Origin of the sequence: Undibacterium paludis (assembly GCF_022568815.1) — a bacterium.
Lineage (GTDB): Bacteria > Pseudomonadota > Gammaproteobacteria > Burkholderiales > Burkholderiaceae_D > Undibacterium.
Map to the genome: position 1 here is coordinate 93,369 of NZ_JAKZHX010000001.1, position 22,855 is coordinate 116,223.

Consider the following 22,855-nt stretch of genomic DNA (forward strand, 5'->3'; position numbering starts at 1 on the left):
TGGAAGGCCAGTCCTTTTTCTCATGCGAATGTGTGAAGTGATGACCATTTTCACCACAGCGTGGCTGTATTTGCCGTCATCCAGTTGTGCCCTTTGTTTTTATATTGACCTTGAATTGTAGTTCCACTCTTAGGAGAGTTAGTCATGACTACGCAATTCCCGATATGCCCCCCAATTACTCATCTACCCCCCTGCGGCGTTCAGACACTGTTGCCACAGTGTTTACCTCATACTGTCATCATCCAGCAATGCCAGCCGCAGACTTTGCAACCACCGTGCCTTCCCCATACGATCATCATTCAGCAGTGCCAGCCGCAAACGCTGCAGACACCATGCCTGCATACTGTGCATCCGCCATGCCCGCCTCAAACCTTGCAACCACATTGCCTGACACAAACTGTGCCAACACTGTGTATAGCTGGTACACACATTCCACCAACATTCACAACAACGACACCGGTCTTCAACACACCCGTGCAACAGACACCGGTTCAACACCAGGCACAAAACGCGTTCGCAGCACCGGCACAGGCACAGCAATTCGCTGCGGCAGCACCGGCAGGCGCAGGTCCTTTTGGCCCAACTGGCGTGCAATATTGCACAGCCGCACCACAATATTGCGGCAATACCGCCTGGGGTTGCCCACCACCCGCCGCCGCACCGCAACAGGCAGCACAAATGATGCCGCATCAGACCACCAATCCAACGGCATCGACACATTGCTTCATTTGCCCGCCAATGACGGTTGATGCAGCTGCCGCCAATGCCGCTGTTGGCCCAACTGGTGTCCAGCATTGCACGATTGCCCCGCAAGTTTGCGGCCACACGGCATGGCATGGTTGCCAGCCACCGTTTTCCGCTCCACCGCATTGCCCTACCGTGGTCGCTGCCTTGTGCCTGCCACCATTGACTGCGCCACAGCATTGCCCGACTGGTGTCGCTGTTTGCCACCAGACTGCCACACAGACAGTTGCACCGACACATCTGCTCGGTTGCACTTGCCTGCCGATGACGGTTGGCCCGGTAGTCCCTACACACAATATGCCAATTTGTGGCCATGGTTGCCTGCCTATGACGATAGGTCCTGTCGTGCCTACACATAACATGCCGATTTGTGGCAACACTTGCCTGCCGATGACAGTCGGTCCGGCAATCACAGTACCGGGAGTTTGCTAAGCGGCTCTGCCGGCAGGCTGATCACCTGACATCAGCCTGCCAGTCATCTGCAAAGCCCGGCAAGATCAGGCAACAACGGCCAGACAGGCAATGTCTGGCCGCGGGGATCTTGTCGTCCTGTTTTTGTTTTTCAAGCCCGAAGCGCGCACTGGCACGCTTCGGGCTTTGGTCTCCAATCAGTCTTTTCGCAAAAAACAAGGAGTAGCCCTGATGTTTTTGACGCCTTCCAACATGGCCCATTATCTGCTGGCGAGAGGCACGCTGACGCCGGCCACGGTAGTCAACGGTGACTTCATGGTCGTCGAAGCTGGCCGCCGCAATCGCAATTTTAAAATCATCCATCGCAATGGCAGCGGTCTCTTCATCAAGCAGATCAAGGATATGGAGGCGATGTCCATCTCCACCATGCAGCGTGAAGCTGCCTGTTACCGCATGGCTTTGCAAGAGGGCTATCATGGTCTGGCGCAACTGATGCCGCGCATGATAGACCATGATGCAGATCGCCATTGCCTGACCATAGACTTGTTGCCATCGGGTGAAAACCTGACTGAATTCCATCAACGCAGACACAGCTTCCCTGTGGAAATTGGCAAGATGCTCGGCGTCTCGCTTGGCACTTACCACCAGACCCTGCGCGGCAAACCCTTGCGTGCAGAAGACCTGGCAAATTTCCCACGTACCGCCCCGTGGATATTATCCTTCCACCAGACCAGCCTGATGGGCGGCAATACCCTCAGTGGCGGTGTGCAGCAACTTGGCGCCATCATCCGGCAATACCCTGACCTGCAAAACAACCTGATGCGACTGGCCCGGCAATGGCAGTACGACAGCATCATCCACGGTGACATGAAGTGGGATAATTGCGTGGTCTACCCTGATGCGGAAGGCAAGCTCAATTTGCGCATCATCGACTGGGAACTGGTCGATTATGGCGACGCCAGCTGGGACATCGGTGCAATATTACAGGCCTACCTGACTGCCTGGATATTTTCCATGCCTCTGGTGCAGGAAAACTCCCCTGAAAAATATGTCAGCAAGGCTGCTTATCAGCTTGAGACCATGCAGCCCGCCATCCATGCATTCTGGCGCAGCTATACAGAAACTGCGGGCATAGGCAAGGCACAGGCAAATGCTTACTTGTTGCGTTGTATAGAATACGGCGCTGCACGCATGGTGCAGACCGCTTTTGAAATCCTTTATTACTCAAACACCATGACGGCACATGCAGCAACCCTGTTGCAGGTCAGCCAGAATATTTTGCTTAATCCGCGCCAGGCAGCAACGGCCTTGTATGGTTTTCCCCAGGAGTTGTCATCATGAACGAACCCACTCTCACTGATGAATTGACTGGCATTTTCGAACGCCTGCATATCCACAGCTATGCCGGCTATTCCTTCGGCGATGCGACTGTCCTGCCGGTGCCTGCCTACCCTGGTGTGAATGATCCGGCCATGGTCTTGATGGAAGCCATACGCACTACCCTGTATGGCAAATGCTATGTGCGTGACTGTGGTGATGAAGTAGCGACTCCCGCGCAAAACCTGATCCCTGTCCTGACTCAGGTCAACCAGACACAGGACCGCTGGGACCCGGGCTGGAGTATTTACCAGCAAAGTCCGGACGGCCGCATTCTGGTGCAAAAAGGTGAACGCAGTCGCCCTGCCGTGGTCGGTGAATATGCAACCAACAAATGGCCGGGTGTACCGCCCGTACAAGGGGAGCAGGTCAACCTGCGCGTCTACCCTGGCACAGGTGACGCCCAGCAAGGTTTTTATTACGCCTTTGGCAGCAGCCTGTCTGACCAGTTTGACGATTATGCGTTGTTGCGCTTTTACTTCAATGTACCGGCACATGCAGCGACGGAATTACTGCATGGCCTGACCGGCAAGCTCAATCGCTATGCCATCCCGTTTCGTTTCAAGACCCTTGTGGATGCCAGTGCCTACCGGCGCGCTGACGCTGCGGTCTTGTATGTAGCCAAACGTTATCATGCCATCGTCAGTTCGCTCTTGCTGGATCTGCGCGAATCGTTAGGTGACAAATTGCGTCCTGCCGTACCGATGTTCAGCAAACGTTTTGCCGACGGTATAGGCATGGCAGAAGAGCCAGGCACGGGCGAAAGCTTTGGCATGCATCGATGCCGCCTGGTGGCAGAAGGTATCATCGACGCCTGGCTGGCGGGCACACAGGCAATCAGCGCACGCAGCGAAGCGGTGAAAAAACGTTTCAGCAACAATGGTCTTGATCTGGCCGCACCTTATCTGAACAAACGCTCTGTTGACTTGCTCGACACTGTCACTCTTACCGGGGGATTGAATTTATGAATACAGGCAAAGACATGTACCTGGACGTGGCTGACCGCATAGGCCGCAATCTTTGTCGTGATGCCGTGTGGGATGGTGCACGCTGTAACTGGCTGGGCTGGTCCATGGAGTCGGTCAACCAGACCTGGGTGCCTGCGTATCGCTCATTTGCCGGGGACCTGTACTCGGGGACCAGCGGTATCGCCCTGTTCCTGGCTGAGTTGCACCAGTTTAGTAGCGACAGACAGCAAAAACGGGTGATGGAAGCAGCACTGAACCAGGCCCTGTCCCTGTCGGCGCAAATGCAGGGCGCGGCGCGCAATGGTTTTTATGCCGGCGCCAGCGGCCTCGCCTATGTCCTGGTACGGATAGGACAATTGCAGCAAAACGAAGCCTTGATACAACGTGGCCTGAGTGAAATGGCGACGCTGTTGCCACTGGCGCCCGACGCGCACTACGTCGACGTCATCGGCGGCAGTGCAGGTGCCATACCTGCCATGCTGAAACTGGGGCTGGAACACCAGCGGGCGGACTTCGTCGAGATGGCGCAACGACATGGTGACGAACTGCTCAAACATGCTGTCAAGAGTGATCAAGGCTGGTCCTGGGACACCATGCATGTACCCGGCCAGAAAAACCTGACCGGTCATTCACATGGTGTTGCCGGTATTGTCACGGCGCTGCTGGAACTGTACCGTGCATGTGGTGAAGAGCGTTATCTGGAAGGTGCGAAACAAGGTCTGCGCTATGAACGTCATCTGTTCAGCGCACAACATAGCAACTGGCCCGATCTGCGCATGATGGATACCAGCCAGCCCGAAGCCGCACCCATCTATAACCTGGCCTGGTGTCATGGCGCACCTGGCATAGGCTTGTCACGCCTGCGCAATGTCGCCCTGCTGGACTCAGACCCTGAGCTGATACAAGAACTCAATGCAGCACTGCAAACAACTGCACATGCCCTGCTGACACCGTGGGTGCATGGCATGGGTAATTATTCGCTCTGTCATGGCTCCTGCGGCAATGCGGAATTGATGATCATGGCAGGCCATGACCTGAATCGCCCTGACCTGCTACAGGTCGCACACAAGGTCGCGCAAGAAGGCTGGCAGCACTATGGCCAGACTGAGATGGCCTGGCCCTGCGGTGTCGCAGGCGCGGGGGAGACACCCAACCTGATGCTGGGCACGGCAGGCATAGGCCATTTCTATCTGCGTCTGCATGACCCCGTGGCAGTACCCTCAGTACTGATCGTGACACCGCCGCAAAAACTGCCGCATTAAGGTTCTGTCATCTGAAAAAAACGGCATCGTCGCGAGTGACGATGCCGTTTTTTCTTCCTGACTTTTTTCTCCTGGTTTTTCTGATTCAGCCTGATTACAACAAACGGCTATAGTAAGCAACTTCTGCTTTCAGGCGTGCCAGTTCCGCCTGGTCGCCGCGTGCCACGGCGTCCTGTATGGACACGCCATACAGGGCTTGCGGTGGCATGCCTTTGGCTTTCAATGCCCGGTCCAGTGAAGGCAGCAAGCGTTCAATGGCGGCAGCAGAGGTCAGGTAATCGAGTACCTGGTCGCGGATGGCAAGCATTTTGCTGACATCGCCACTGGCGATGGCGTCATGCATGGGGACTGCATATAAAGCAGCGAGAGGTGCAGCATTGGTAGAGGCCATATCTATTCCTTTCAGTAGTGCATGCAGCGATATTGCTGGCATGCGATTGCAAAGAGGACATTTTCATCAAATCAAATGCGGGTGAACTACCCCGGCAGGCAGGAACTGTGCTTGCCGGTTCTTGCTCTTCATACGGTGCTGGTCAACGCATTCAGGCGATCAAGTACACGCCTGAGTTCGGCCATGACGGCTTGCCGCCTGGCTTCTTCAATTGCATACTTTTGTGCTGCTGCGGCAACATCCGCCCGGCAATGCGGACATGTTGTTTCATCTGGCCAGATGTACTCATTGCAGTTGCGACAAAGCGTCAGTTCCGGCAGGGGAGCACTGGGCGTACGTTCTGCCACCCTTGGTGGCGGGGCCGGCTCTTCAGGCAGCACTTCACGCCCCGGAATGGCTTCTTCATACAATTCAAATCTGCCTATGGCAAAAGGCTTGTCAGGCGCAGGCGCCACCTTGCGGATTTTTTCATGTATGCCGCGTTTTTCCAGTTTCAGTGCGCGGTAGTGGCAATAAGGGTTATTGCCAGGTTTGCCAAACAGGGAATCGGAAGTCCAGGTGCAGCCACCACGACAGACATCGGCGTAGTAACAGGTACGACAATGGCCCCACAAGGAATCAATATTGCGCATGCGGCCAAAGTGCAGGGCTTCAGAGGTGTTCCACAATTCTGCTACGGCAGTATCGCGGACATTGCCGCCGCCATAGGTTTCTGTCGCCAGCGAAGGACATCCCTTGATGGTGCCATCGGCTTCCAGGCCGATAACATTCTGACCGGCGGCACAACCTGTCCAGTGCAGGGTTTCATCGCCCAGACCACGCCAGTGATGCTCGAATGGACCGAAGTAACCAAGGTTATTGCCAAAGGTCAGCAACAGGCCGCGTTGCTGACCCTCATGGTAAAGACGGTTCAATAAAGGCATGAGTTCCAGGACACGATGCGGTTGCAACAGCAGGTGATCATTCTCTACCGCATTGCCCATGGCCACCGTGATTTGCAACTGCCAGTGGGTGGCGCCGGCTTCGATGATGCGATTGAACAGTGGTTCCAGCTGCTCTATGGTTTCTGCACCGATCTGGGTATTACAGCTGACACCCATACCCAGGGACTTCGCGGTTTCCATGGCGCGCAGGGCATCATTCCAGGAACCAACTACACCGCGTACCCTGTCGTGATAGTCCTTCATGCCATCGATGGAAACACCGATGCCAAACAAACCTGCCTCTTTACCTGCCTGCAACCTGGCCGTATTGAGGTTGCGCGCCCCGGTCTGTATACCTACCCGGATGCCATGGCCGGCAATGCGCGACACCAGTTGCAGCCAGTCCTTGCGCAAGAATGCTTCGCCACCTATCAGGGTGATTTCACGTGTGCCCAGGGCAGCCAGCTGATCGATCACCGACAATGCTTCATCGGTAGACAGTTCGCCCACCCTGCGTTTGCCTGCACGCGAACCACAATGACTGCACTTGAGGTTACAGGCGAGTGTAATTTCCCACACAACATGCACAGGGGTATGGCCATTCAGGTCGGACAGTGTGCGCGCCCTGGCGGGTTCGGATACGAGAGTTTGTTCCATGCTTGGCTCCGGTGGGAAATGCCAGCGAACTGGCATCTGGGATTAAGTGATGCCTGCTTACTTCCCTGCGTTGAGTTGCGCCAGCAGGCTTTGGGCATAAGCTTTGAGACGATCCACTTCTGCGTGGTCGCCACGGGCCTGTGCATCCTGTATGGCAACGCCGTAAGGTGTGACTGGATGAAAGGCGCTGGCGCCACCCAGCAGGTTGTTATAGGTATTCAGTTCAGTTTTGATGCGGGCAATTTCAACACTGTCACCACGGGCCAGTGCGTCTTGTATGGTGACGGCATACAGCGGACGTATTACACCGCCCTTGGTCTTGATGGCATTTTCCAGCTCAGGCAACAGGCGGGCAACATCAGCCGCTGCTGCCAGGTGGGTGAATGCGGCTTCGCGTGCAGCACTCAGTTGAGCCGTATCACCACTAGCAATGGCATCGCTCATCGCTGCAGCATACATAGGTATAACAGGGCCATAAGAATCTTTATTGGTAGTCATGAATTACTCCTTTAAATGATGCGTCTGATTCGTGCGTACTTGAGTTTGGCAAACCTGCTCGCTATCAATAATGCAAGCTTAGTTAGTATATTTTCAATTATTGGAAAGTCAATGTTATTATTTTTTGATTAATAAAATATTTGCAAAATATTGTGGCAAATCCTGCATCTTTTCCAAAGTCACCGCTGAATTCCGGCATGTCCAGTACATTCATTCAAGAAATGTTGAATGCGTTTAGTATCTGCTTTTGCGCAAGAACACCAAGGAATAAAAATGAAAAATGTGCAGGTCAGCGGCACCGAAGGTTATGCAGAGGCTGCTGAATTTCTTATCCCGCAATGGAAAGAAATTTCGTTTTCCCGGCAACATCAGATCGTCATGCATCTGTTACCGACAGCACCTGCACGTATCCTTGATCTTGGCGCTGGCATAGGTAGGGATGCTGCGGCATTTGCCACCATGGGGCACCAGGTGGTGGCAGTTGAACCGACCAGAGAGCTGCGTCAGGCCGGCATGACCTTGCACGCATCGACAAGCATCGACTGGCTTGACGACAGCCTGCCGGACCTGACGCTGCTTCGCTCACGTAAAGAACAGTTCGATCTCATCATGCTGACAGCTGTCTGGATGCATCTGGACAGTCAGGAACGTGAACAGGCCATGCATGTGCTGACGGAGCTACTGGCTGATACAGGCTTGCTCATCATGTCCCTGCGCCATGGCGCGATTCCAGCCGGGCGACGCATGTTTGACGTCAGTGCAGATGAAACAATCAACCTGGCACACAAGCATGGCCTTAACCTGGAACTGAATAAGCACACTGCATCCCTGCAAAAAACCAATCAACAAAATGGCGTCACCTGGACCAGGCTGGCTTTCCGGAGAAAACCATCCTGATCGCAAAGACGTCTTGCTGACCGGTCACAGATAACAGGAGCAACAGCAAGGGTCACACTAAATGACATATTGACCACAATTGCATTTTATGAAACACTTGGTAACACACTTCCATGAAGCTCACAACATCTCCCCCATGCCAACGATAGTCATCCCAAACAAACCGCTACCCCGCCCATGCACATCTGAAATCATCCTGCGTGGACTGAACAACCCGCGCGGTTTGCGTATCAAGGCAGATGGCAGCCTGTTGCTGGTTGAGGCTGGTACTGGTGACGCCGACAATCCTTTCTCTGGAAGGCTCTTGCAATTCAAGCCTGGTGCTGCGAGCAACTTCTTGCCGGCTGAGGTACTGGCTTGCGGCTTTCGTTCCATGAATATGCAGGCCCGCATGTGTCGCGATGAAATTTTTGGCCTGGCCGATATCGCCTGTGGTGACTATGGCCATAGTGAGAAGCGCTGGCTGTTGAGTCAGACTGATTATGTGGCCGGTTCACGCGTCATGGATGTGAGCAACCTGCCGCCGACTACCCTGTTCCAGAGCCATGGCAATCTGAATGCCCTCTGTTATCACCCGCAAAGAAAAAGCTGGCTGACAGTCAAACCCGACACCAACCAGGTGGTGGAGCTGATGGAAGGACAGCCAGAAAAAGTGCTTGCTGACTTGCCTGACTTGCCGGGTGGACAGCATGCCGTGCCTGTCACTGTCATACTCGATCAATACATGTCCGACACGACTACCCAGCCGGTACTGATTTCACTATTCTCTGGTGAGTTGCAAGGCGATGCAGACAAGACCGGTATCCATTTTCAAAAAGCAGTCAGCAAGATTTTACGTCTTGATCCTGACAGCCGTGAACTGACAGCGGTAGTGGAAGGCCTGACCTTGCCCACTGGTCTGGCTTTTACAGCCCAGCGCCAGTTACTGGTACTGGAGTTGTGCGCAGATTTTTGCCAGCCTATGCCAGCAGGACATGTACCGGACCAGGCCTGGCATGGTGGCTTTGAACGATATTCAGGTCGCCTGTTGTGCCTGGATTTGCAGACAGGAACGGTGAACTGCCTCGCTGACCATCTTGATACGCCATCGAATTTATGTGTAGACGGCAATACCGTTCTGATCAGCGAAGGCATGGGTCTGCCCGGCCGCCTCATCCCGGATCAGGACGGGCAGGCCCGGCCTTTGCAAGGCTATGTGCGCAGGCTGTTTTTGCCTGCCAGTTAGAGTCACACGTCCCGCTATACTTATACCTGTTTACTGCAGATTCTGCAAATGCGCTGTCAACTCGGCCAGCCTGGCAGGGAAAGGTTCTTGCGCTATCCAGTCAGCCGGGTCCCCTTCTTTTTGCCAGGCAAAGCCGACCACGGCCATCACCTCACCGGCCTGGCTCAGCAAAGGGATGGCTATCGCCGCCTGAGCGCCGACTGCCTTGGCGCCAGGGCGTATATTGCCACTATTATCGTCTTGCAGGTTGCAGGTCTGCACCGGCGCTTTGCGCAATTGTGCGGCACCCGCCATGCCCTTGCCATGGACGACATGAGCAACGGTAGCAATGACCGGCGGTGGTATGCGTAGTGCGGCACTCAGGTACAGGTCTTCACCACGTTGTATGTGTACCGTGCCAGCCGCAGCGCCCAGACTGGCGATGCTGGCTTCCAGCCATTGCTGGTGTTCACTGTTTTGTTCGTACATATTTTCTCCTTATCGGTTTAAACGTCCCTTTGCACAAATTTTTCGTATAGTTGCTGCCAGCTGAAATCTGTTGCGGCGGCGATCAGGCCCATCTCTTCGCAGCGCCGGTATACGGCCAGACTGATCGGGTTACAGCTCGCAGGCAAGCTCTTGGCGATGGCCAGCTTTTCTATCCTGGTCGACTTGTCCAGTGCCTGCATTAAGGCGGCAACACCGTATTCGTCAGCATGTGGTGTGACGCATCGCCAGAGTTCCGGGCTGATGGAGCGGCCAGCTGCCCAGCGCTCATAAGCCAGGTCAACCAGAATGACCGCCAGCGCGGGATTAGCTCTTGCATCGACAGCCTGTACCGGCCACAAGGGGCTGTCAAGAAAGAAGGTCTTGACCACCATCTGGTTCCAGGCTGCCTCATCAAATGCCTCCACCGGATAGGGATTGCGATGCGCCATCGCCTCAAAGACAGGGCGCATGCTGGAACGTATCGCTTCACGCGCCCTGTGCTCTATGGACTGAGTAGCAGGGTAAAGAGCAAAGCCGCAATACAGGGCAATCAATTCATTGATCTCGGCACTATCGGCCAGCCTGTCCAGTAAAGCCGCAAATGCCTGCTCATCATCATGCATGCCGGCATACGCGATCAGGATGAAAACGACTCTGGCGGCAATGTCGATGCTCCAGTTTCCGGGGTCAAAGCCGGTACGCAGCAACCCAGCCCGTTGCAATTCTCCTGCATCCAGACACAGGTCTGCCTTGCCGAGTTTGCGCGCCGCCATACCCATAGCCTTGAACAGCTTGCTGTCTTGCCCATCATCGGCAATCAACTGGCATTGCTGTCTGAACCACTGGCACGCCGCGTCGCTGCTACGCGCGGTTATCCAGCCATCAAGCAAGGTGATAGCTGCTGTTACCCTGGGCAAAGAGCTGGCTGGCATAGCTGATGTATGTATCATGATAAATCCGGCACTGTTAAGATTCTGGCTCAAGTCCCTGGAATGATACGCTGCAAAAAGCGTGTCAATGCAAAGGCCAACACGCAAAACACCACGGCTTCGGGTGTACCGCCAGCCACGGCAATAACCAGCGCATCCAGCAGTGATGTTGCGGCAATCAGTTGCGCCACAGCCTTGGGTACTGCCCCAGCAATATGGCGGGTGATCAACAGGCGCACCGCGATGATATCAGCCACGGTCAGGGCAAGCAGCATCAACAATGGCAAGGCGCCGTCTGACCAGGTGTGGACAAAACGGCTGCCATACAAAACCACCGGCAGCGCCAGTATCATCAAGGGCCATAAGCTGCCCAGGCGGTTCAGGCTCTCTTGTTTTGCAGCGTAGGTAAGACCGACCACATGCGCCCAGATCGCCAGCGCCGCCAGCACCACCGCAGTGTGTACAAGTACGCCATGATTTCCCGACATCGTGACAGCTTCGGCAGACAAAGTCTGTTCAGCGATATTGCCGGTAATAGCCATGGCGCAGGCAGCAGCAGAAAAATACACCAGGGCACGGCATAGTCCCATGATCAGGGGGCTGAAAGAATTACCCTTGTGCCAGACGTTATAGAGCAAAATCGTGGCCGCCAGCGCCAGGCCGCAAACAAATGCCCAAATGCCATACTGACTCAGCACCAGCAGACCAAAAGCCTGCATGACAAAACCCATAACGAACACCGTCCTTGCTGCAATCTGTCCGGAAGGTATGGGGCGGCCCGGCCTTTCACGGGCATCGATTTCGCGGTCGAAGGCATCATTCAGATACATGCCTGCACAATAGAAGGCAGATATCGCCAGCATGACCAGCAGGGTATGTATGGCAGACAGCGGGCGACCGGTAATACTGCTGGCCACGATCGTACCAGCCAGGACATTGCTCCATACCGTGGGCAAATTGGATACCCGCCCCAGACGCAGGTATGTGTTCATGCGGCTATTGCTGAGGCTGACGCTATTCATGGTGTTTTCCTGTCGCTTCACAGTTTTAACTGAGTCAGTTGATTTTGCTGAGACCGTCTGACCGGCTGCTGCAGCTCTTTCATGACAAAAGACAATTCACGGGCAATGGCCGTCGCCTTGGCTTCCGTTTTCAGATGTGCAGGCAAGACATCCCAGGTGTAGGTTTCCACCTCCAGGTGGCTGGAAAATCCCTGGATTTGCAGGGCGCGCAGGGTTGCCAGCAAATCATCCCTGGTAGAACCCAGCCCAACTCCTTCAAGCTGTTCGTCACCATCCCAGAAGATCGGCACATGGCAATGAACGCGCCATTCACCGTTGGCTTTACCAGCTGCATAGGCAGCAAGTGCAGGCGGCAAATCGACATAACGTTGCAAGCCATCGGCTTGCCGCGCCACGACCTGGTGCAGATACACGCCATCGTCATAACGCTGCAAAGCCGGCAGCAGATCATCTTGCATATTCTTGATGCGCAAGGCGCAAGACAGCTGTATCTTGGGTATGCGTATGCCGATTTCTGTCAGTGCCTGCATGGAAGCAACCGGGTCCTCGAATTCAACCGCCGCATGGCAAACGTCATAGCAAATACCGAGATGGTGACGCATCAGTCTGGCAGCATGCGCCTCGGTGGTTTCGCACAGATCAGCCAACTTGGCTATACTCGCAGTTGCCCATAACTGCTCGGTAAAAAATGCCCTGACTTCAGCAGCAGTTTCGAGAAAACAGCAAGGTTCCGGTTCCAGCGCCAGGGCGATGGATTTGCCGCTTTGTTCTTCCAGTTTTGCCAGCATGGCGACTGCACGCAAGAGTTGCTCGACGACTTGCTGCTGTGCATCCACACCCTGTACTTCAGCCCTGAAACCACCAGGTACGGTAGAAATGCTGCCCTCCACGCCATCCGGCAAGAGCTGAGTCAATATACGTGCACATTGAGCGGTGTAAGCCAGGCGTGCCTCATGACGCCAGTCTGGCTGGTATACCTGTTCCTTCACCCCGACTGCGTGGAACGGCCCGTAGGGAAAAGCATTGATAGTGAATACATAGGCATTCAGGCGTTGCAACTGCGCCTGGAAAGCCTGCAGGGTCGCCGGTTCAGACAGGCTGAGGGCTGCCTGCCCGGACAGGCGCAGACCTATGCCGAAAGCCTGCTCATCAGCCAGTTCCAGCCTGGTTCGTATCAAGGGTACGGTTTCTTCCAGACTGGCCGCGACTTCTTCCCAGCTTTCACCAGCGTGAATATTGGTACAGTAACTGAGATGTACGGTTTGCGGTGGCAGCGCTATCTGCATGCAACCTCCTGCTGTTGTCCACCATGCGGATTTTCCTGTACCTGATCGCGTTGCTGTTGCAGCCAGCATATCGCAGCATTTATCATTGCAGCATCCATCTCATGCACTTCAACACCGCTGCCTATGGCGGCAAGCAGGGTGATGGTGAGTTCACCACCAAGATGTTCGCGAAATTCACGCAGCCCCTGCAAGACCAGCAATTCACCTTGCTCATTGCTGGCAAGCAGCTGGTTATGCCAGAGGTCAAAACCGAGTTGTGACAACAGGCGATGTATGCGTACGTCTTCACCAGCCGGAAGCAGGCCGGCCAGGCAGGAATAACGGGCATCAAGCGCCAGACCTATGGCTACGGCTTCGCCGTGCGACAGTGCATGCGCAGTCAAACGTTCAAGCTTGTGCGCCACCCAGTGGCCATAATCGAGCGGACGCGCCGAACCACTTTCAAACGGATCACCACCATGGGCAATCTGGTGCATGTGCAGACTGGCGGAACGGGCAATCACGGCATGCATGACATCACTATCAAAAGCAGCCAGTGCATGGACCTGTTTTTCCATCATCAGAAAGAAGGCATGGTCACGTATCAGTGCAACCTTGACGGCTTCCGCCAGGCCGGCACGTTTTTCACGGTTGGGCAGTATTTCGACAAAGCAGGCATCATTGATGACTGCCCATGGTGGAGCAAAGGTGCCAATCAGGTTTTTCTGTCCCTGCCAGTTAACGGCATTCTTGACGCCTACACCACTGTCATCCTGAGCCAGCACTGTGGTCGGGAAGCGTATATGCCTGACCCCACGATGGAAGATGGCCGAGGCATAACCAACCGCGTCGAGCAAGGCGCCGCCACCGATGGCGACCGAATACGAATGCCGGTCTATGGCTCTTTCAGACAGCGCCTCAAGCAGGTTTGCCACAACATGCGCATCATTCTTGCAGGCTTCGCCGCCGGGCATGACGACGATATCACCGACCAGTTCTATCGCCTGTGCGTGAAAACGTATATAGGCAAGAATCTGTTCAAGCAGCCCCGGCATGGCTTGCGCCACACCGGCATCGAGGAAGATGGCAATACGATGACGCCTTTGCGGTTCACGCACAGTAAGGACAGCACGAAAGTCAGGATTGGCAATATCAAAGGCATGACGGGTAAACACCACCGGGAAGGAATAGTCGACACGTACGTGCTGTTGCTGCCAGTTGCCGGACAGCGCACCCAGCGGGCTGACATCAAGGTCGGGGATGCGGTTGAGCTCTGCCAGTTTCACGATGCGCACTCACTCTTAAAATGTGTTGGAGCCGAAACAACCTCTACGTTGAAAAACATTATAAATCTGATATTCATTAATGTGTAAAATTTACAAGCACCCGGATTTACTACCGGGTGCTGTATTGCATGATTCAATATGGGAATGGCATTTGGAAAGCCGGCCCCGCTGTCGTGCCATCATTGAGGCCCGACGGTGTTTCCATCAATTGCTGTGCAGCCAGTTGCAGCGAGAACATCAGACCCACGGCCTGCCCCAGTTTGTCCGGTTCATCATTGAAGGCGATATGCAGTCCATTGAGCAGGGCCTGGTAAGTGCGGGCAAACTGTTCCTGCAGAATACGTGCGCGCGAACCTTTGGGGTACACCGCCAGGTTAGGGTCATCCATCATTGGCCAGACGCCGCTAGGGTCAAACGGGATGACCTCGCCATCGTAGGCAAAGCCCTCACCTTTTTTGACAAGGCGCCGTCCGTTGACGATCTCGGCATATTTGTAATAGTGAGATAATTCATGGTCACCGTCACCAGGATGACGCGGATTGGCCCCCTCCCCCTGGCGCTTGATTTCATCAATGGCACGGCAGGCATCTTCCAGCGAAGTGATGGCAAACAGCTTGCCCTTGCCATGCCATTGAGTGACCTGCTTGTCGGCATTGCCAAAGCTGATCTGCCCGGCATTGCTCAAATTGGTCAGTGCGACTTTGATTTCATCATAGAACCAGCCTATGGTGAACCTGGAGGTATCAACAGGGTCGCCGCGCCTGGCACGGTAATGCACGGTTTCTATGGTCTTTTCCGGTTGCTCTATGGACATGAAGGCACGCAATTGGTCTATAGAGCATTTGCGCAGACGTACATTCAGGTCTGCACGCAAACCGCCGGGTAAAGAGCCGGGATAAACCGGTACAAACTTGGGCCGGTTGAAAGATGGCTTGCCGCCTATGGATATCATCAGATTTGATACCAGGGCCATGTGCAGCATTTCTTCCATCACCACACTGCGTATCAGCTGGGCCACTTCGATGTTGGCGCCAGGCTTGATGCTGTACAACGCTGTCAGGTATGGCGGTATGGTGGAATGCTCGAGCTCGATTGCCTGCTGCAGAGCCAGGTGCAGGTCACCGACCGAGTCGAGTTCCATATACAGCGGGTTATCCAGCCATTTGAGCAACATCTCACGTTTCTTGGTGGACAGGTCACGGGTCACCGGCATGTAGTTGGGGTCTGACACCGGGGCCTTGAAGACATTTTTCAACGCAAAGATCTTGTTGCTCAGACTGGCGTAGTTGGACAGGTCAACGATCTTGTGCATGATAGGGTACAGATCCGCATATTGCTGGAAGATGGGACGCACATCGCTCATCCAGTCCGGCGTATCAGGTATGGTATAGCCACTGAACACCAGAGCATTGAGGCTGAATGCACCGTTCTGCACACTACCCTGTGGTGGTGGCGTACTGCCAAGCTGATAAGTGACACCATACACCTGACCATCGATATAGCCACGCGGATTACCTGGATCTGCCGACTTCAGGTTCAATTCGGCGACACCATCACTGCCAGTCGTGATGCTAGTGGAAAAACTTAGCGCGCTTTGCGGTACACCAACCACTTGTGGCCCTGGTGCCGGGCCTTGCGTGGTCTGCCCAGCCATGGCGCTGGAATCAAAATTCAAACTGATCTGCGCATTGGCCAATGGTTGCCCAAAGCTGCTGGCATACAGTTTGACGGTGGTGCTTTCTGGCGGATTGAAGCGGAAGACAAACTGGTCAGCCCGCACCCATTGCCCGTTCGGGTTCTCAGCCAGCAAGGGCTGGCTGCCATTCTGTATCAGCCCCAGCGGCGTATTCGCTGCCGCACTGAGCTGGCTGTCGCTGAGGTTGATGGTGACGATGCCAGCAGTACTTTCATACCAGGCCGGCGTCTGGTAATTGACTTCACCGAGCAATTGCGGTGGACCATCATTGGGCAACAGGGCTACGGTCAGGCTGCCAGAATCGGCACGTGGCCCGCCGACTGATGCCGTTGGCAAGCTATTGCCCAAGTCCAGTGTCAGTACATTGCCGACAATCTGGCCTATGGCATCATTCGCGGTCTGCCCTGGTACGGCAAACAGGCGACGGCCCGGCACTACATGCCTGGGTTCACCAGCCTGGCGCAAACCTATGCTGCCGACCACACGTCCAAAAGTAAAATTGGGCGAGCTCATGGTATCGTCGAAACCATCAACATTGAACTTGATGCTGAACTGGTCCGGCGGTTGCGCACCACCGAGCAATTCATTGAGAAAGCGCGACTTGCCCGCACCGATCAGCTTGACCTGCTCCAACACGGACTGATAATAGGCACTGAAGAAAGAATCAGGTTGACCGGCCGGATAGCAAACCCAGATATCAGCAAACGGGGCAACGGCAAAACGGCTGTGGAAACCCAGGCCAGACTCCGCGCTGCCCAGATTGATCGAGAAGCCCCAGATTTCCGACACCATCTGCTGTTCACTATCGAGGTCAACCAGCTTGCCTTCTACCCTGTGGTCGGAACCGTTGACTGACAAACCGATGACCGGGTCCAGATGCGGATCAGAGCAGCTGCTGCCGTCGCGATACACCACACTGGTGACAAGACAATTACGGAAACGCCATGAACCTGTGCCATTCGGATTCCACCAGCCATTGCTGGCACCGGAACCAGGCAACTGATAGTTCGAGCGAAAACGCGAAGTATTGAAATGCTCGGGATCATTATTGACAGTCGATACGTCAGCCTGGAACTGGCCGGCAAAAACCAGACGGGGCAGGTTAAGGTAACTCATTGGGTCTCCTGGGATAAAAATCTGTCACTGGCATGACATGGATTAAACATATGCCTGGGTATGCTATTGCGTACAAAAGTACGTTCAATTAATTGCACAATTCATAATTACAAATATTGAAACATTAATGCGAAATAATCAATGCAAACTTGGTAACAAATGTTTAAATAACCAAGCTTGGCTTGTTATCATTCGAGAAATAATAATTTACCAATCTATAGTTGCAATAAAGGATGGATCAAGATAATAATTAGGCAACAGGACCTATCTCCACCATCAGTCACAGGACCAATTTCCGCCACATGCAAGCTTTATTGATTTTGAACATCGTCGGTCTGACACCGCGCCTTTTGGGGGAATTGACACCCAGGCTGAAAGCATTTGCCGATCATGGTCAGCTCTTGCCAATGCAAACCGTGACGCCGGCAGTCACCTGCAGTGTGCAGGCCAGCATGATGACTGGCTTGACTCCGCAAGAGCACGGTATTGTCGGCAATGGATGGCTGTTTCGCGACCTGTCAGAAATCTGGTTCTGGCGGCAATCCAACAAGCTGGTCAATGGTGAAAAGATCTGGGAAGCCGGCAAGGCGCGCAATCCCAAGTTCACTTGCGCCAATCTGTTCTGGTGGTACAACATGGCATCAAGCCATGACTATGGGATTACCCCGCGCCCCATCTACAAGGCCGACGGACGCAAACTGCCTGATTGCTATACCACGCCACCAGACTGGCGTGAGCAACTGAGCCAGAAGCTTGGCGCCTTCCCGCTATTCCAGTTCTGGGGGCCGGCCACGACCATCAGATCAAGCCGCTGGATCGCCGATGCCGCCAAGATTGCCATCACTGAGAAAGACCCGACCCTGACCATGGTCTACCTGCCGCACCTGGACTATGACCTGCAACGCCATGGTCCTGACCTCAGCAATCCGGCAGTGCAGCAATCATTGCGCGACATTGATGCCGTTGCTGGTGACCTGATAGCGCATGCGCAACAGGCTGGCCGCCGAGTCATGATCTTGTCCGAATACGGGATCACGACTGTCGACCGTCCTGTGCACTTGAACCGCATATTGCGCGAAGCCGGTTACCTGGTCGTGCGTGAAGAAGATGGCGGAGAATTGCTGGACCCGATTGCTTCCAGCGCTTATGCCGTCGCCGATCACCAGATTGCCCACATCTATATTTCACGGCCTGAACTGGTGGCGCCGGTACGCCGGCTGCTGAGCGCCATACCCGGCGTGGACGGCATATGGGCGGGCGCAGAAAGGGCAGAGCTTGGTCTGGATCACCCGCGCTCTGGCGAACTGGTGGTGATGGCTGACAGGCATGCGTGGTTCACCTATTACTACTGGCAGGACGACGCCCGCGCACCGGACTTCGCCCGCACGGTAGAGATACACCGCAAACCCGGCTATGATCCGGCAGAGTTGTTTGTCGATGCTGGCATACGCCTTCCCAAGCTGGCAGTTGCCTGGCGCCTGGGCAAGCGCCTGCTCGGTTTTCGCAGCCTGATGAACGTCATTGGCCTCGATGCCAGCCTGGTCAAGGGTTCACATGGTCGCCCTGTCGACGATGCACAGGATGGCCCTCTGCTGTTGTTTGACCGCGCCGCCACCTGCCCTCCAGACCAGGCCAGGGCCACTGCCGTCAAGGATATAGCACTGAACATCATTTTTAATGAAGGAGTGGGCAAATGAATCAGAATGGAAAATACCCCGATAACTTCGTCGCTGACAGCACCATCGTCGACGAAATGTTTTCTGACCGTGCCGTCACCTGTCCCTGCTGCAATGGTACGCTGACTCCACAGATGCTGCAAAACCTGCTCGCTCAGGCCGGGCAGTTGCAACTGGGCCAGGCCGCCTTCCGTCAGTTACCCAGTGGCGGCAATGGCATGATGATAGACCCACATGCCCACATGATTGCCCGCACTACCGACGACTATGAAGCGATGGCCAGGGCCGGTATCGTCGCCGTCATCGAGCCGGCGTTCTGGCTGGGGCAGTTGCGTACCAATGTCGGCAGCTTCATCGACTATTTTTCTACCATCACCGGTTTTGAGCGGTTTCGTGCCGGCCAGTTCGGTATACGCCATTACTGCGCGATCGGTCTCAACCCCAAAGAAGCCAATAACCCGGCGCTGGCAGAAGCGGTACTCGACATCCTGCCGCGTTACCTGGGCAAGGAAGGTGTGGTGGCGCTCGGTGAAATTGGCTACGATGAACAGACAGAACTCGAAGACAAGGCCATGCGTGCGCAAATCGCCATGGCGCTGGAATTCGACCTGCCCATCATGATCCACACGCCACATCGTGACAAAAAGCGTGGTACTACCCGCACCATGGATGTGCTGGAAGAATGCGGTTTTGACCCGGCCCGTTGCGTCATTGATCATAACAATGAAGAAACCGTGCAAGAGGTACTAGACCGTGGCTACTGGTGTGCGTTCACCATCTACCCGTCCACCAAGATGGGCAACGAAAGACTGGCCGACATCGTCAGCCATTACGGTCCTGAACGCATCATCGTCAATTCTGCCTGCGACTGGGGTGTATCAGATCCGCTGGCCGTACCCAAGTCTGCTCGCCTGATGGCTGCACGCGGCATCAGTGCCGACGTGATACACCAGGTCGTATATGCAAACGCCCTGGCCGTGTACGGCCTGAACCAGGAAATGCAGGAAGTCCACTGGTGCCAACCGGCCAGGATAGACCAGCGCAACCTGTATAGCGGCAACTCGGTTTTGCGCGGGCAAACACCGAGAGTCGATGAGAACTTGCTCAACCCTGACATTATCCGCTGAACTATGGCGGACATTTGAGTTGCCGGACGACATACAAAGATCATTGATTAATGGTTAAAATGACTGATGCTTGCCGGGGGTAACTCTCCGGCGCCCTGAATATCAGCGCAAATACCAACTCAAATGACTCGCACCTATGTTGAAATGGCTTAAAAACACCTTTTCCAAACCCCGGGAACCTGCTGAAACATCCCAAGCCCAGCTTCAGGAATCCATCAGCACTGAGGGACGCGAACCAGCGCCAGCCACCCAGCTGGCAGCACAGCCCGCAAAGGTGGTGGAAAACCAGATGGACAATACCCCAGATGTCATCGCCATTGCCTATCAAAAGCTGGGTATCGATCCTTCTGAAAACCTGGCTGTCAACATACTGGCCGACCGGCTGTATGACAAAAACCTGTTGCCAGAAGCCGAGGCTCTGTACCGTTTGATATTGAAGCAGCAGCCAGACTCGCTGGAGAACTGGATCAACCTGGGGCTGTCACTCGATGGTCAGTCACGCTTTGCAGAGTCGATTAGCTGTTATCAGTATGTCCTCAATCAAAAGCCCGACTTTACGATCGCTTGCTTTAATCTGGCCGTCAGCCTTTCTTTTCTGGGCAAGCCCCAGGAAGCTGAAAAAATGTATATGCGCACCCTGGAAATTGATCCCAACATGGTGCACGCGCATTTCAATCTTGGTATCCTGTTCCAGCAACGTGACCACTTCGATGGAGCCATACATCACTATCAAGAGTTGTTGAAAATCGACCCCACACATTATTTTGGCTATTGCAACCTGGGTATGATCCATGCGAGGCAGAACAGGCTGGAAGAAGCCGAGCCTTGCTTTCTGCAAGCAATTGCCGCACAGCCATCCATGGCGAATGCCGATTTTTTCCTAGTACAGTTGTACCAGCAATTGGGTCGTCATGCAGACGCGGAGACACAACTGAAAAGACTACTGCAACGCCAGCCAGAAAATGGCAATGCACGTGAAGCCTTGCTCAATCTCTACACACAGCAGCGTCGCTTTGCAGAGGCTGCCGACATATACAGACAGATGCTGGAGCAGATGCCCAATGAAGCAGCTATTCATTACAATATTGCCGTAGTGCTGGCAGAGCAGGGCAAGATGGATGAGGCGATGCGTTATTACCAACAAGCCCTGCAATTGAAGCCTGACTTTACCGAAGCCCATTGCAATCTTGGTCTGCTGTTCCAGCAGCAAGGTAAATTACAACAGGCTGAAGCCAGCCTGCAACGTAGCCTTGACTGCAATCCCTGTTTCACCATCGCGCTGGCCAATCTCAGCCACATACTCAGCACTTCAGGTCGCGCCAGCAAAGCTGAAGCCAATTACCGCAAAGCGATAGCACTGGAGCCACAGAATTCCGAACACCAAAATGGCCTGGGTCGTCTGCTTTCTCAACAGGCCCGTTATCAGGAAGCGGAAGCCTGCTACCAGCAGGCACTCAAACTGAATCCGGATTCATGGACTGCCTTGCATGATTACGGCAGGCTGCACATGCTGTTCAGTCGACTGACGGCAGCGCAACAATGTTTTGAACAGGCCATACGACTCAAACCCGACTTCGCCGACGCCTACAACAGCCTTGGCGCCCTGTTTGATGACCAGGGCATGGTGGCTGAAGCAGTTGATGCTTACCGCCATGCGCTGGAATTCCGCCCGGACTTTTCCGAAGCTTACGGCAATCTCCTGTTTGCCCTTAATTATCATGCAGACCTCAGTGCAGAAGAAATTTTTGCCGCCTACCGCGAATATGAACAACGCTATGCAGCACCGCTGTACCAGCTACAACGCCCGCATACAAATCAAAAGCAACCAGATCGTCGTCTGAAGATAGGCTATGTTTCACCAGACCTGCGCCGCCACCCTGTACAGTATTTCCTGGAACCTCTGCTGGCCCATCATGACAAGAGTCAGTTTGAAATCCATGCCTATTCGGAACTGGTGACGGAAGACGCCGTATCAGCACGTTACCGCGACTATACAGATCACTGGGTACCGACCGCCGGGCTGAGCGACGACGCCATGGCAGAAAAGATCCGCGCGGATGGTATTGATATCCTGGTCGACCTGGCCGGCCATACCGGCAATAACCGCTTGCGCGTATTTGCCCGCAAACCTGCACCAGTATCGCTGTCATGGCTAGGTTATGGCTATACGACGGGGCTGGAGGCCATTGATTATTTCCTGGCTGACCATGCTACGGCACCCTCAGGGACAGAAGCCCTGTTTGCCGAACAGGTCTGGCGCATCGCCAATCCTGCCCTGGTCTACCGGCCGACAGAGGGAATGGGGGCAGTCAGCAGCCTGCCAGCCCTGGGCAATGGCTACATCACCCTGGGTACGCTGAGCCGCGCCGTGCGCATCAACCATAAAGTGATACGGACCTGGGCCAAAATCCTGCAACGCCTGGACAAGGCAAGACTGGTCATCGACAGCGCCAACTTCAAGGACGAGGCCATGCGTAAGTCATTTGAAGACAGGTTTGCTGCCCTTGGCATAGACAAAAGCCGCCTGCAGATAGGCATGCACAGCCCGCCCTGGGATGTGCTCAGAGGCATGGATATAGGCCTGGACTGCTTCCCGCACAATTCTGGCACGACCTTGTTTGAAACCCTGTACATGGGTGTTCCCTTCGTCACCCTGGCGGGCCGCCCTGGTGTTGGCAGGCTGGGCAGTTGCATCCTGGAAGGCCTGGGTCGTCCGGAATGGATAGCGTACAGCGAAGACGAATATGTCGATAAAGTCGTGCAGCTGGCGTCCAATCCCGATTACCTCAACACCATACGCCTGAGCCAGCGTGCGCAGATGCAAGGCAGCAAACTGATGGATGAAACCGGTTTTACTCACAAGCTGGAAGCCGCTTACCGGGCCATGTGGCAAAACTGGTGCGCAAAGCCTTAGCTC

At 54.6% G+C, this 22,855-nt stretch carries 18 protein-coding genes; 9 read left to right on the top strand and 9 right to left on the bottom strand.

From position 1 onward, the window contains the following. Nucleotides 1–399: 399 nt before the first annotated feature. The 4 genes from LZ463_RS00395 (at nucleotide 400) to LZ463_RS00410 (ending at nucleotide 4,762) form a co-directional block, all read left to right on the top strand. Complete coding sequence (locus tag LZ463_RS00395; RefSeq protein ID WP_241452668.1) at nucleotides 400–1,176, top strand: hypothetical protein; 777 nt, start codon at nucleotides 400–402, stop codon at nucleotides 1,174–1,176. 210 nt (nucleotides 1,177–1,386) lie between these two features. Next, nucleotides 1,387–2,496: a phosphotransferase gene (locus LZ463_RS00400; RefSeq protein WP_241452672.1), complete on the top strand. Its 1,110-nt coding sequence runs from the start codon at nucleotides 1,387–1,389 to the stop codon at nucleotides 2,494–2,496. Next, the gene (locus LZ463_RS00405; RefSeq protein WP_241452677.1) at nucleotides 2,493–3,500 is read left to right on the top strand and encodes a T3SS effector HopA1 family protein; all 1,008 of its coding nucleotides are present in this window, start codon (nucleotides 2,493–2,495) and stop codon (nucleotides 3,498–3,500) included. Before LZ463_RS00400 ends, LZ463_RS00405 begins: the two co-directional genes overlap by 4 nt. Next, entirely contained in the window at nucleotides 3,497–4,762 is a 1,266-nt protein-coding gene (locus LZ463_RS00410) for a lanthionine synthetase LanC family protein (protein WP_241452678.1), read from the top strand. The genes LZ463_RS00405 and LZ463_RS00410 overlap by 4 nt, the downstream gene beginning before the upstream one ends. A 94-nt stretch (nucleotides 4,763–4,856) precedes the next feature. Here LZ463_RS00410 and LZ463_RS00415 read toward each other — a convergent pair whose 3' ends face one another. The 3 genes from LZ463_RS00415 to LZ463_RS00425 form a co-directional block, all read right to left on the bottom strand. After that, complete coding sequence (locus LZ463_RS00415) at nucleotides 4,857–5,153, bottom strand: DUF1843 domain-containing protein (RefSeq protein ID WP_241452679.1); 297 nt, start codon at nucleotides 5,151–5,153, stop codon at nucleotides 4,857–4,859. Between the two features lie 128 nt (nucleotides 5,154–5,281). After that, entirely contained in the window at nucleotides 5,282–6,733 is a 1,452-nt protein-coding gene (locus LZ463_RS00420) for a GDL motif peptide-associated radical SAM/SPASM maturase (protein WP_241452681.1), read from the bottom strand. A 57-nt stretch (nucleotides 6,734–6,790) separates the two neighbouring features. Beyond that, entirely contained in the window at nucleotides 6,791–7,231 is a 441-nt protein-coding gene (locus LZ463_RS00425) for a DUF1843 domain-containing protein (RefSeq protein WP_241452684.1), read from the bottom strand. Nucleotides 7,232–7,504: 273 nt separating this feature from the next. Here LZ463_RS00425 and LZ463_RS00430 point away from each other — a divergent pair, with 273 nt between their 5' ends. Then, nucleotides 7,505–8,128: a class I SAM-dependent methyltransferase gene (locus LZ463_RS00430; protein WP_241452685.1), complete on the top strand. Its 624-nt coding sequence runs from the start codon at nucleotides 7,505–7,507 to the stop codon at nucleotides 8,126–8,128. A gap of 88 nt (nucleotides 8,129–8,216) precedes the next feature. Then, nucleotides 8,217–9,353, top strand: coding sequence for a hypothetical protein (locus LZ463_RS00435; RefSeq protein ID WP_241452686.1), 1,137 nt, complete (start codon nucleotides 8,217–8,219; stop codon nucleotides 9,351–9,353). Nucleotides 9,354–9,383: 30 nt separating this feature from the next. Here the strand turns inward: LZ463_RS00435 and LZ463_RS00440 are convergent, their stop codons facing one another. The 6 genes from LZ463_RS00440 to LZ463_RS00465 form a co-directional block, all read right to left on the bottom strand. Next, a complete protein-coding gene (locus tag LZ463_RS00440) occupies nucleotides 9,384–9,821 on the bottom strand; it encodes a GAF domain-containing protein (RefSeq protein WP_241452687.1) in 438 nt (145 codons plus the stop codon). 17 nt (nucleotides 9,822–9,838) lie between these two features. After that, nucleotides 9,839–10,771 carry an EboA domain-containing protein gene (locus tag LZ463_RS00445; protein WP_241452691.1) on the bottom strand — a complete coding sequence of 311 codons (933 nt, stop codon included), beginning with the start codon at nucleotides 10,769–10,771 and terminating at the stop codon, nucleotides 9,839–9,841. A 29-nt stretch (nucleotides 10,772–10,800) separates the two neighbouring features. Next, nucleotides 10,801–11,772 (bottom strand): UbiA family prenyltransferase, encoded by a 972-nt coding sequence (locus LZ463_RS00450; protein ID WP_241452693.1) that lies wholly within the window; start codon nucleotides 11,770–11,772, stop codon nucleotides 10,801–10,803. A gap of 17 nt (nucleotides 11,773–11,789) precedes the next feature. Beyond that, entirely contained in the window at nucleotides 11,790–13,058 is a 1,269-nt protein-coding gene (gene eboE, locus LZ463_RS00455) for a metabolite traffic protein EboE (RefSeq protein WP_241452696.1), read from the bottom strand. Further along, nucleotides 13,049–14,332, bottom strand: coding sequence for a 3-dehydroquinate synthase (locus LZ463_RS00460; protein ID WP_241452698.1), 1,284 nt, complete (start codon nucleotides 14,330–14,332; stop codon nucleotides 13,049–13,051). Before LZ463_RS00460 ends, eboE begins: the two co-directional genes overlap by 10 nt. 124 nt (nucleotides 14,333–14,456) lie before the next feature. Next, nucleotides 14,457–17,135 (bottom strand): ferritin-like domain-containing protein, encoded by a 2,679-nt coding sequence (locus LZ463_RS00465; protein WP_241452700.1) that lies wholly within the window; start codon nucleotides 17,133–17,135, stop codon nucleotides 14,457–14,459. Between the two features lie 302 nt (nucleotides 17,136–17,437). On the opposite strand from LZ463_RS00465, the gene LZ463_RS00470 reads away from it, so the two are divergent. The 3 genes from LZ463_RS00470 to LZ463_RS00480 all read left to right on the top strand — a co-directional run bounded on the left by LZ463_RS00470 (nucleotide 17,438) and on the right by LZ463_RS00480 (nucleotide 22,852). Then, a complete protein-coding gene (locus LZ463_RS00470; RefSeq protein ID WP_241452702.1) occupies nucleotides 17,438–18,832 on the top strand; it encodes an alkaline phosphatase family protein in 1,395 nt (464 codons plus the stop codon). Next, entirely contained in the window at nucleotides 18,829–19,938 is a 1,110-nt protein-coding gene (locus tag LZ463_RS00475) for a TatD family hydrolase (protein WP_241452706.1), read from the top strand. The genes LZ463_RS00470 and LZ463_RS00475 overlap by 4 nt, the downstream gene beginning before the upstream one ends. Before the next feature lie 136 nt (nucleotides 19,939–20,074). After that, nucleotides 20,075–22,852 (top strand): tetratricopeptide repeat protein, encoded by a 2,778-nt coding sequence (locus LZ463_RS00480; RefSeq protein WP_241452709.1) that lies wholly within the window; start codon nucleotides 20,075–20,077, stop codon nucleotides 22,850–22,852. Nucleotides 22,853–22,855: the final 3 nt, after the last annotated feature.

What these genes read in the sequence shown, in the direction of transcription:
- LZ463_RS00400 (WP_241452672.1), top strand. Translation starts at nt 1,387, where the DNA reads ATGTTTTTGACGCCTTCCAACATGGCCCATTATCTGCTGGCGAGAGGC.
- LZ463_RS00405 (WP_241452677.1), top strand. Translation starts at nt 2,493, where the DNA reads ATGAACGAACCCACTCTCACTGATGAATTGACTGGCATTTTCGAACGC.
- LZ463_RS00410 (WP_241452678.1), top strand. Translation starts at nt 3,497, where the DNA reads ATGAATACAGGCAAAGACATGTACCTGGACGTGGCTGACCGCATAGGC.
- LZ463_RS00415 (WP_241452679.1), bottom strand. Translation starts at nt 5,153, where the DNA reads ATGGCCTCTACCAATGCTGCACCTCTCGCTGCTTTATATGCAGTCCCC.
- LZ463_RS00420 (WP_241452681.1), bottom strand. Translation starts at nt 6,733, where the DNA reads ATGGAACAAACTCTCGTATCCGAACCCGCCAGGGCGCGCACACTGTCC.
- LZ463_RS00425 (WP_241452684.1), bottom strand. Translation starts at nt 7,231, where the DNA reads ATGACTACCAATAAAGATTCTTATGGCCCTGTTATACCTATGTATGCT.
- LZ463_RS00430 (WP_241452685.1), top strand. Translation starts at nt 7,505, where the DNA reads ATGAAAAATGTGCAGGTCAGCGGCACCGAAGGTTATGCAGAGGCTGCT.
- LZ463_RS00435 (WP_241452686.1), top strand. Translation starts at nt 8,217, where the DNA reads ATGAAACACTTGGTAACACACTTCCATGAAGCTCACAACATCTCCCCC.
- LZ463_RS00440 (WP_241452687.1), bottom strand. Translation starts at nt 9,821, where the DNA reads ATGTACGAACAAAACAGTGAACACCAGCAATGGCTGGAAGCCAGCATC.
- LZ463_RS00445 (WP_241452691.1), bottom strand. Translation starts at nt 10,771, where the DNA reads ATGATACATACATCAGCTATGCCAGCCAGCTCTTTGCCCAGGGTAACA.
- LZ463_RS00450 (WP_241452693.1), bottom strand. Translation starts at nt 11,772, where the DNA reads ATGAATAGCGTCAGCCTCAGCAATAGCCGCATGAACACATACCTGCGT.
- eboE (WP_241452696.1), bottom strand. Translation starts at nt 13,058, where the DNA reads ATGCAGATAGCGCTGCCACCGCAAACCGTACATCTCAGTTACTGTACC.
- LZ463_RS00465 (WP_241452700.1), bottom strand. Translation starts at nt 17,135, where the DNA reads ATGAGTTACCTTAACCTGCCCCGTCTGGTTTTTGCCGGCCAGTTCCAG.
- LZ463_RS00470 (WP_241452702.1), top strand. Translation starts at nt 17,438, where the DNA reads ATGCAAGCTTTATTGATTTTGAACATCGTCGGTCTGACACCGCGCCTT.
- LZ463_RS00475 (WP_241452706.1), top strand. Translation starts at nt 18,829, where the DNA reads ATGAATCAGAATGGAAAATACCCCGATAACTTCGTCGCTGACAGCACC.
- LZ463_RS00480 (WP_241452709.1), top strand. Translation starts at nt 20,075, where the DNA reads ATGTTGAAATGGCTTAAAAACACCTTTTCCAAACCCCGGGAACCTGCT.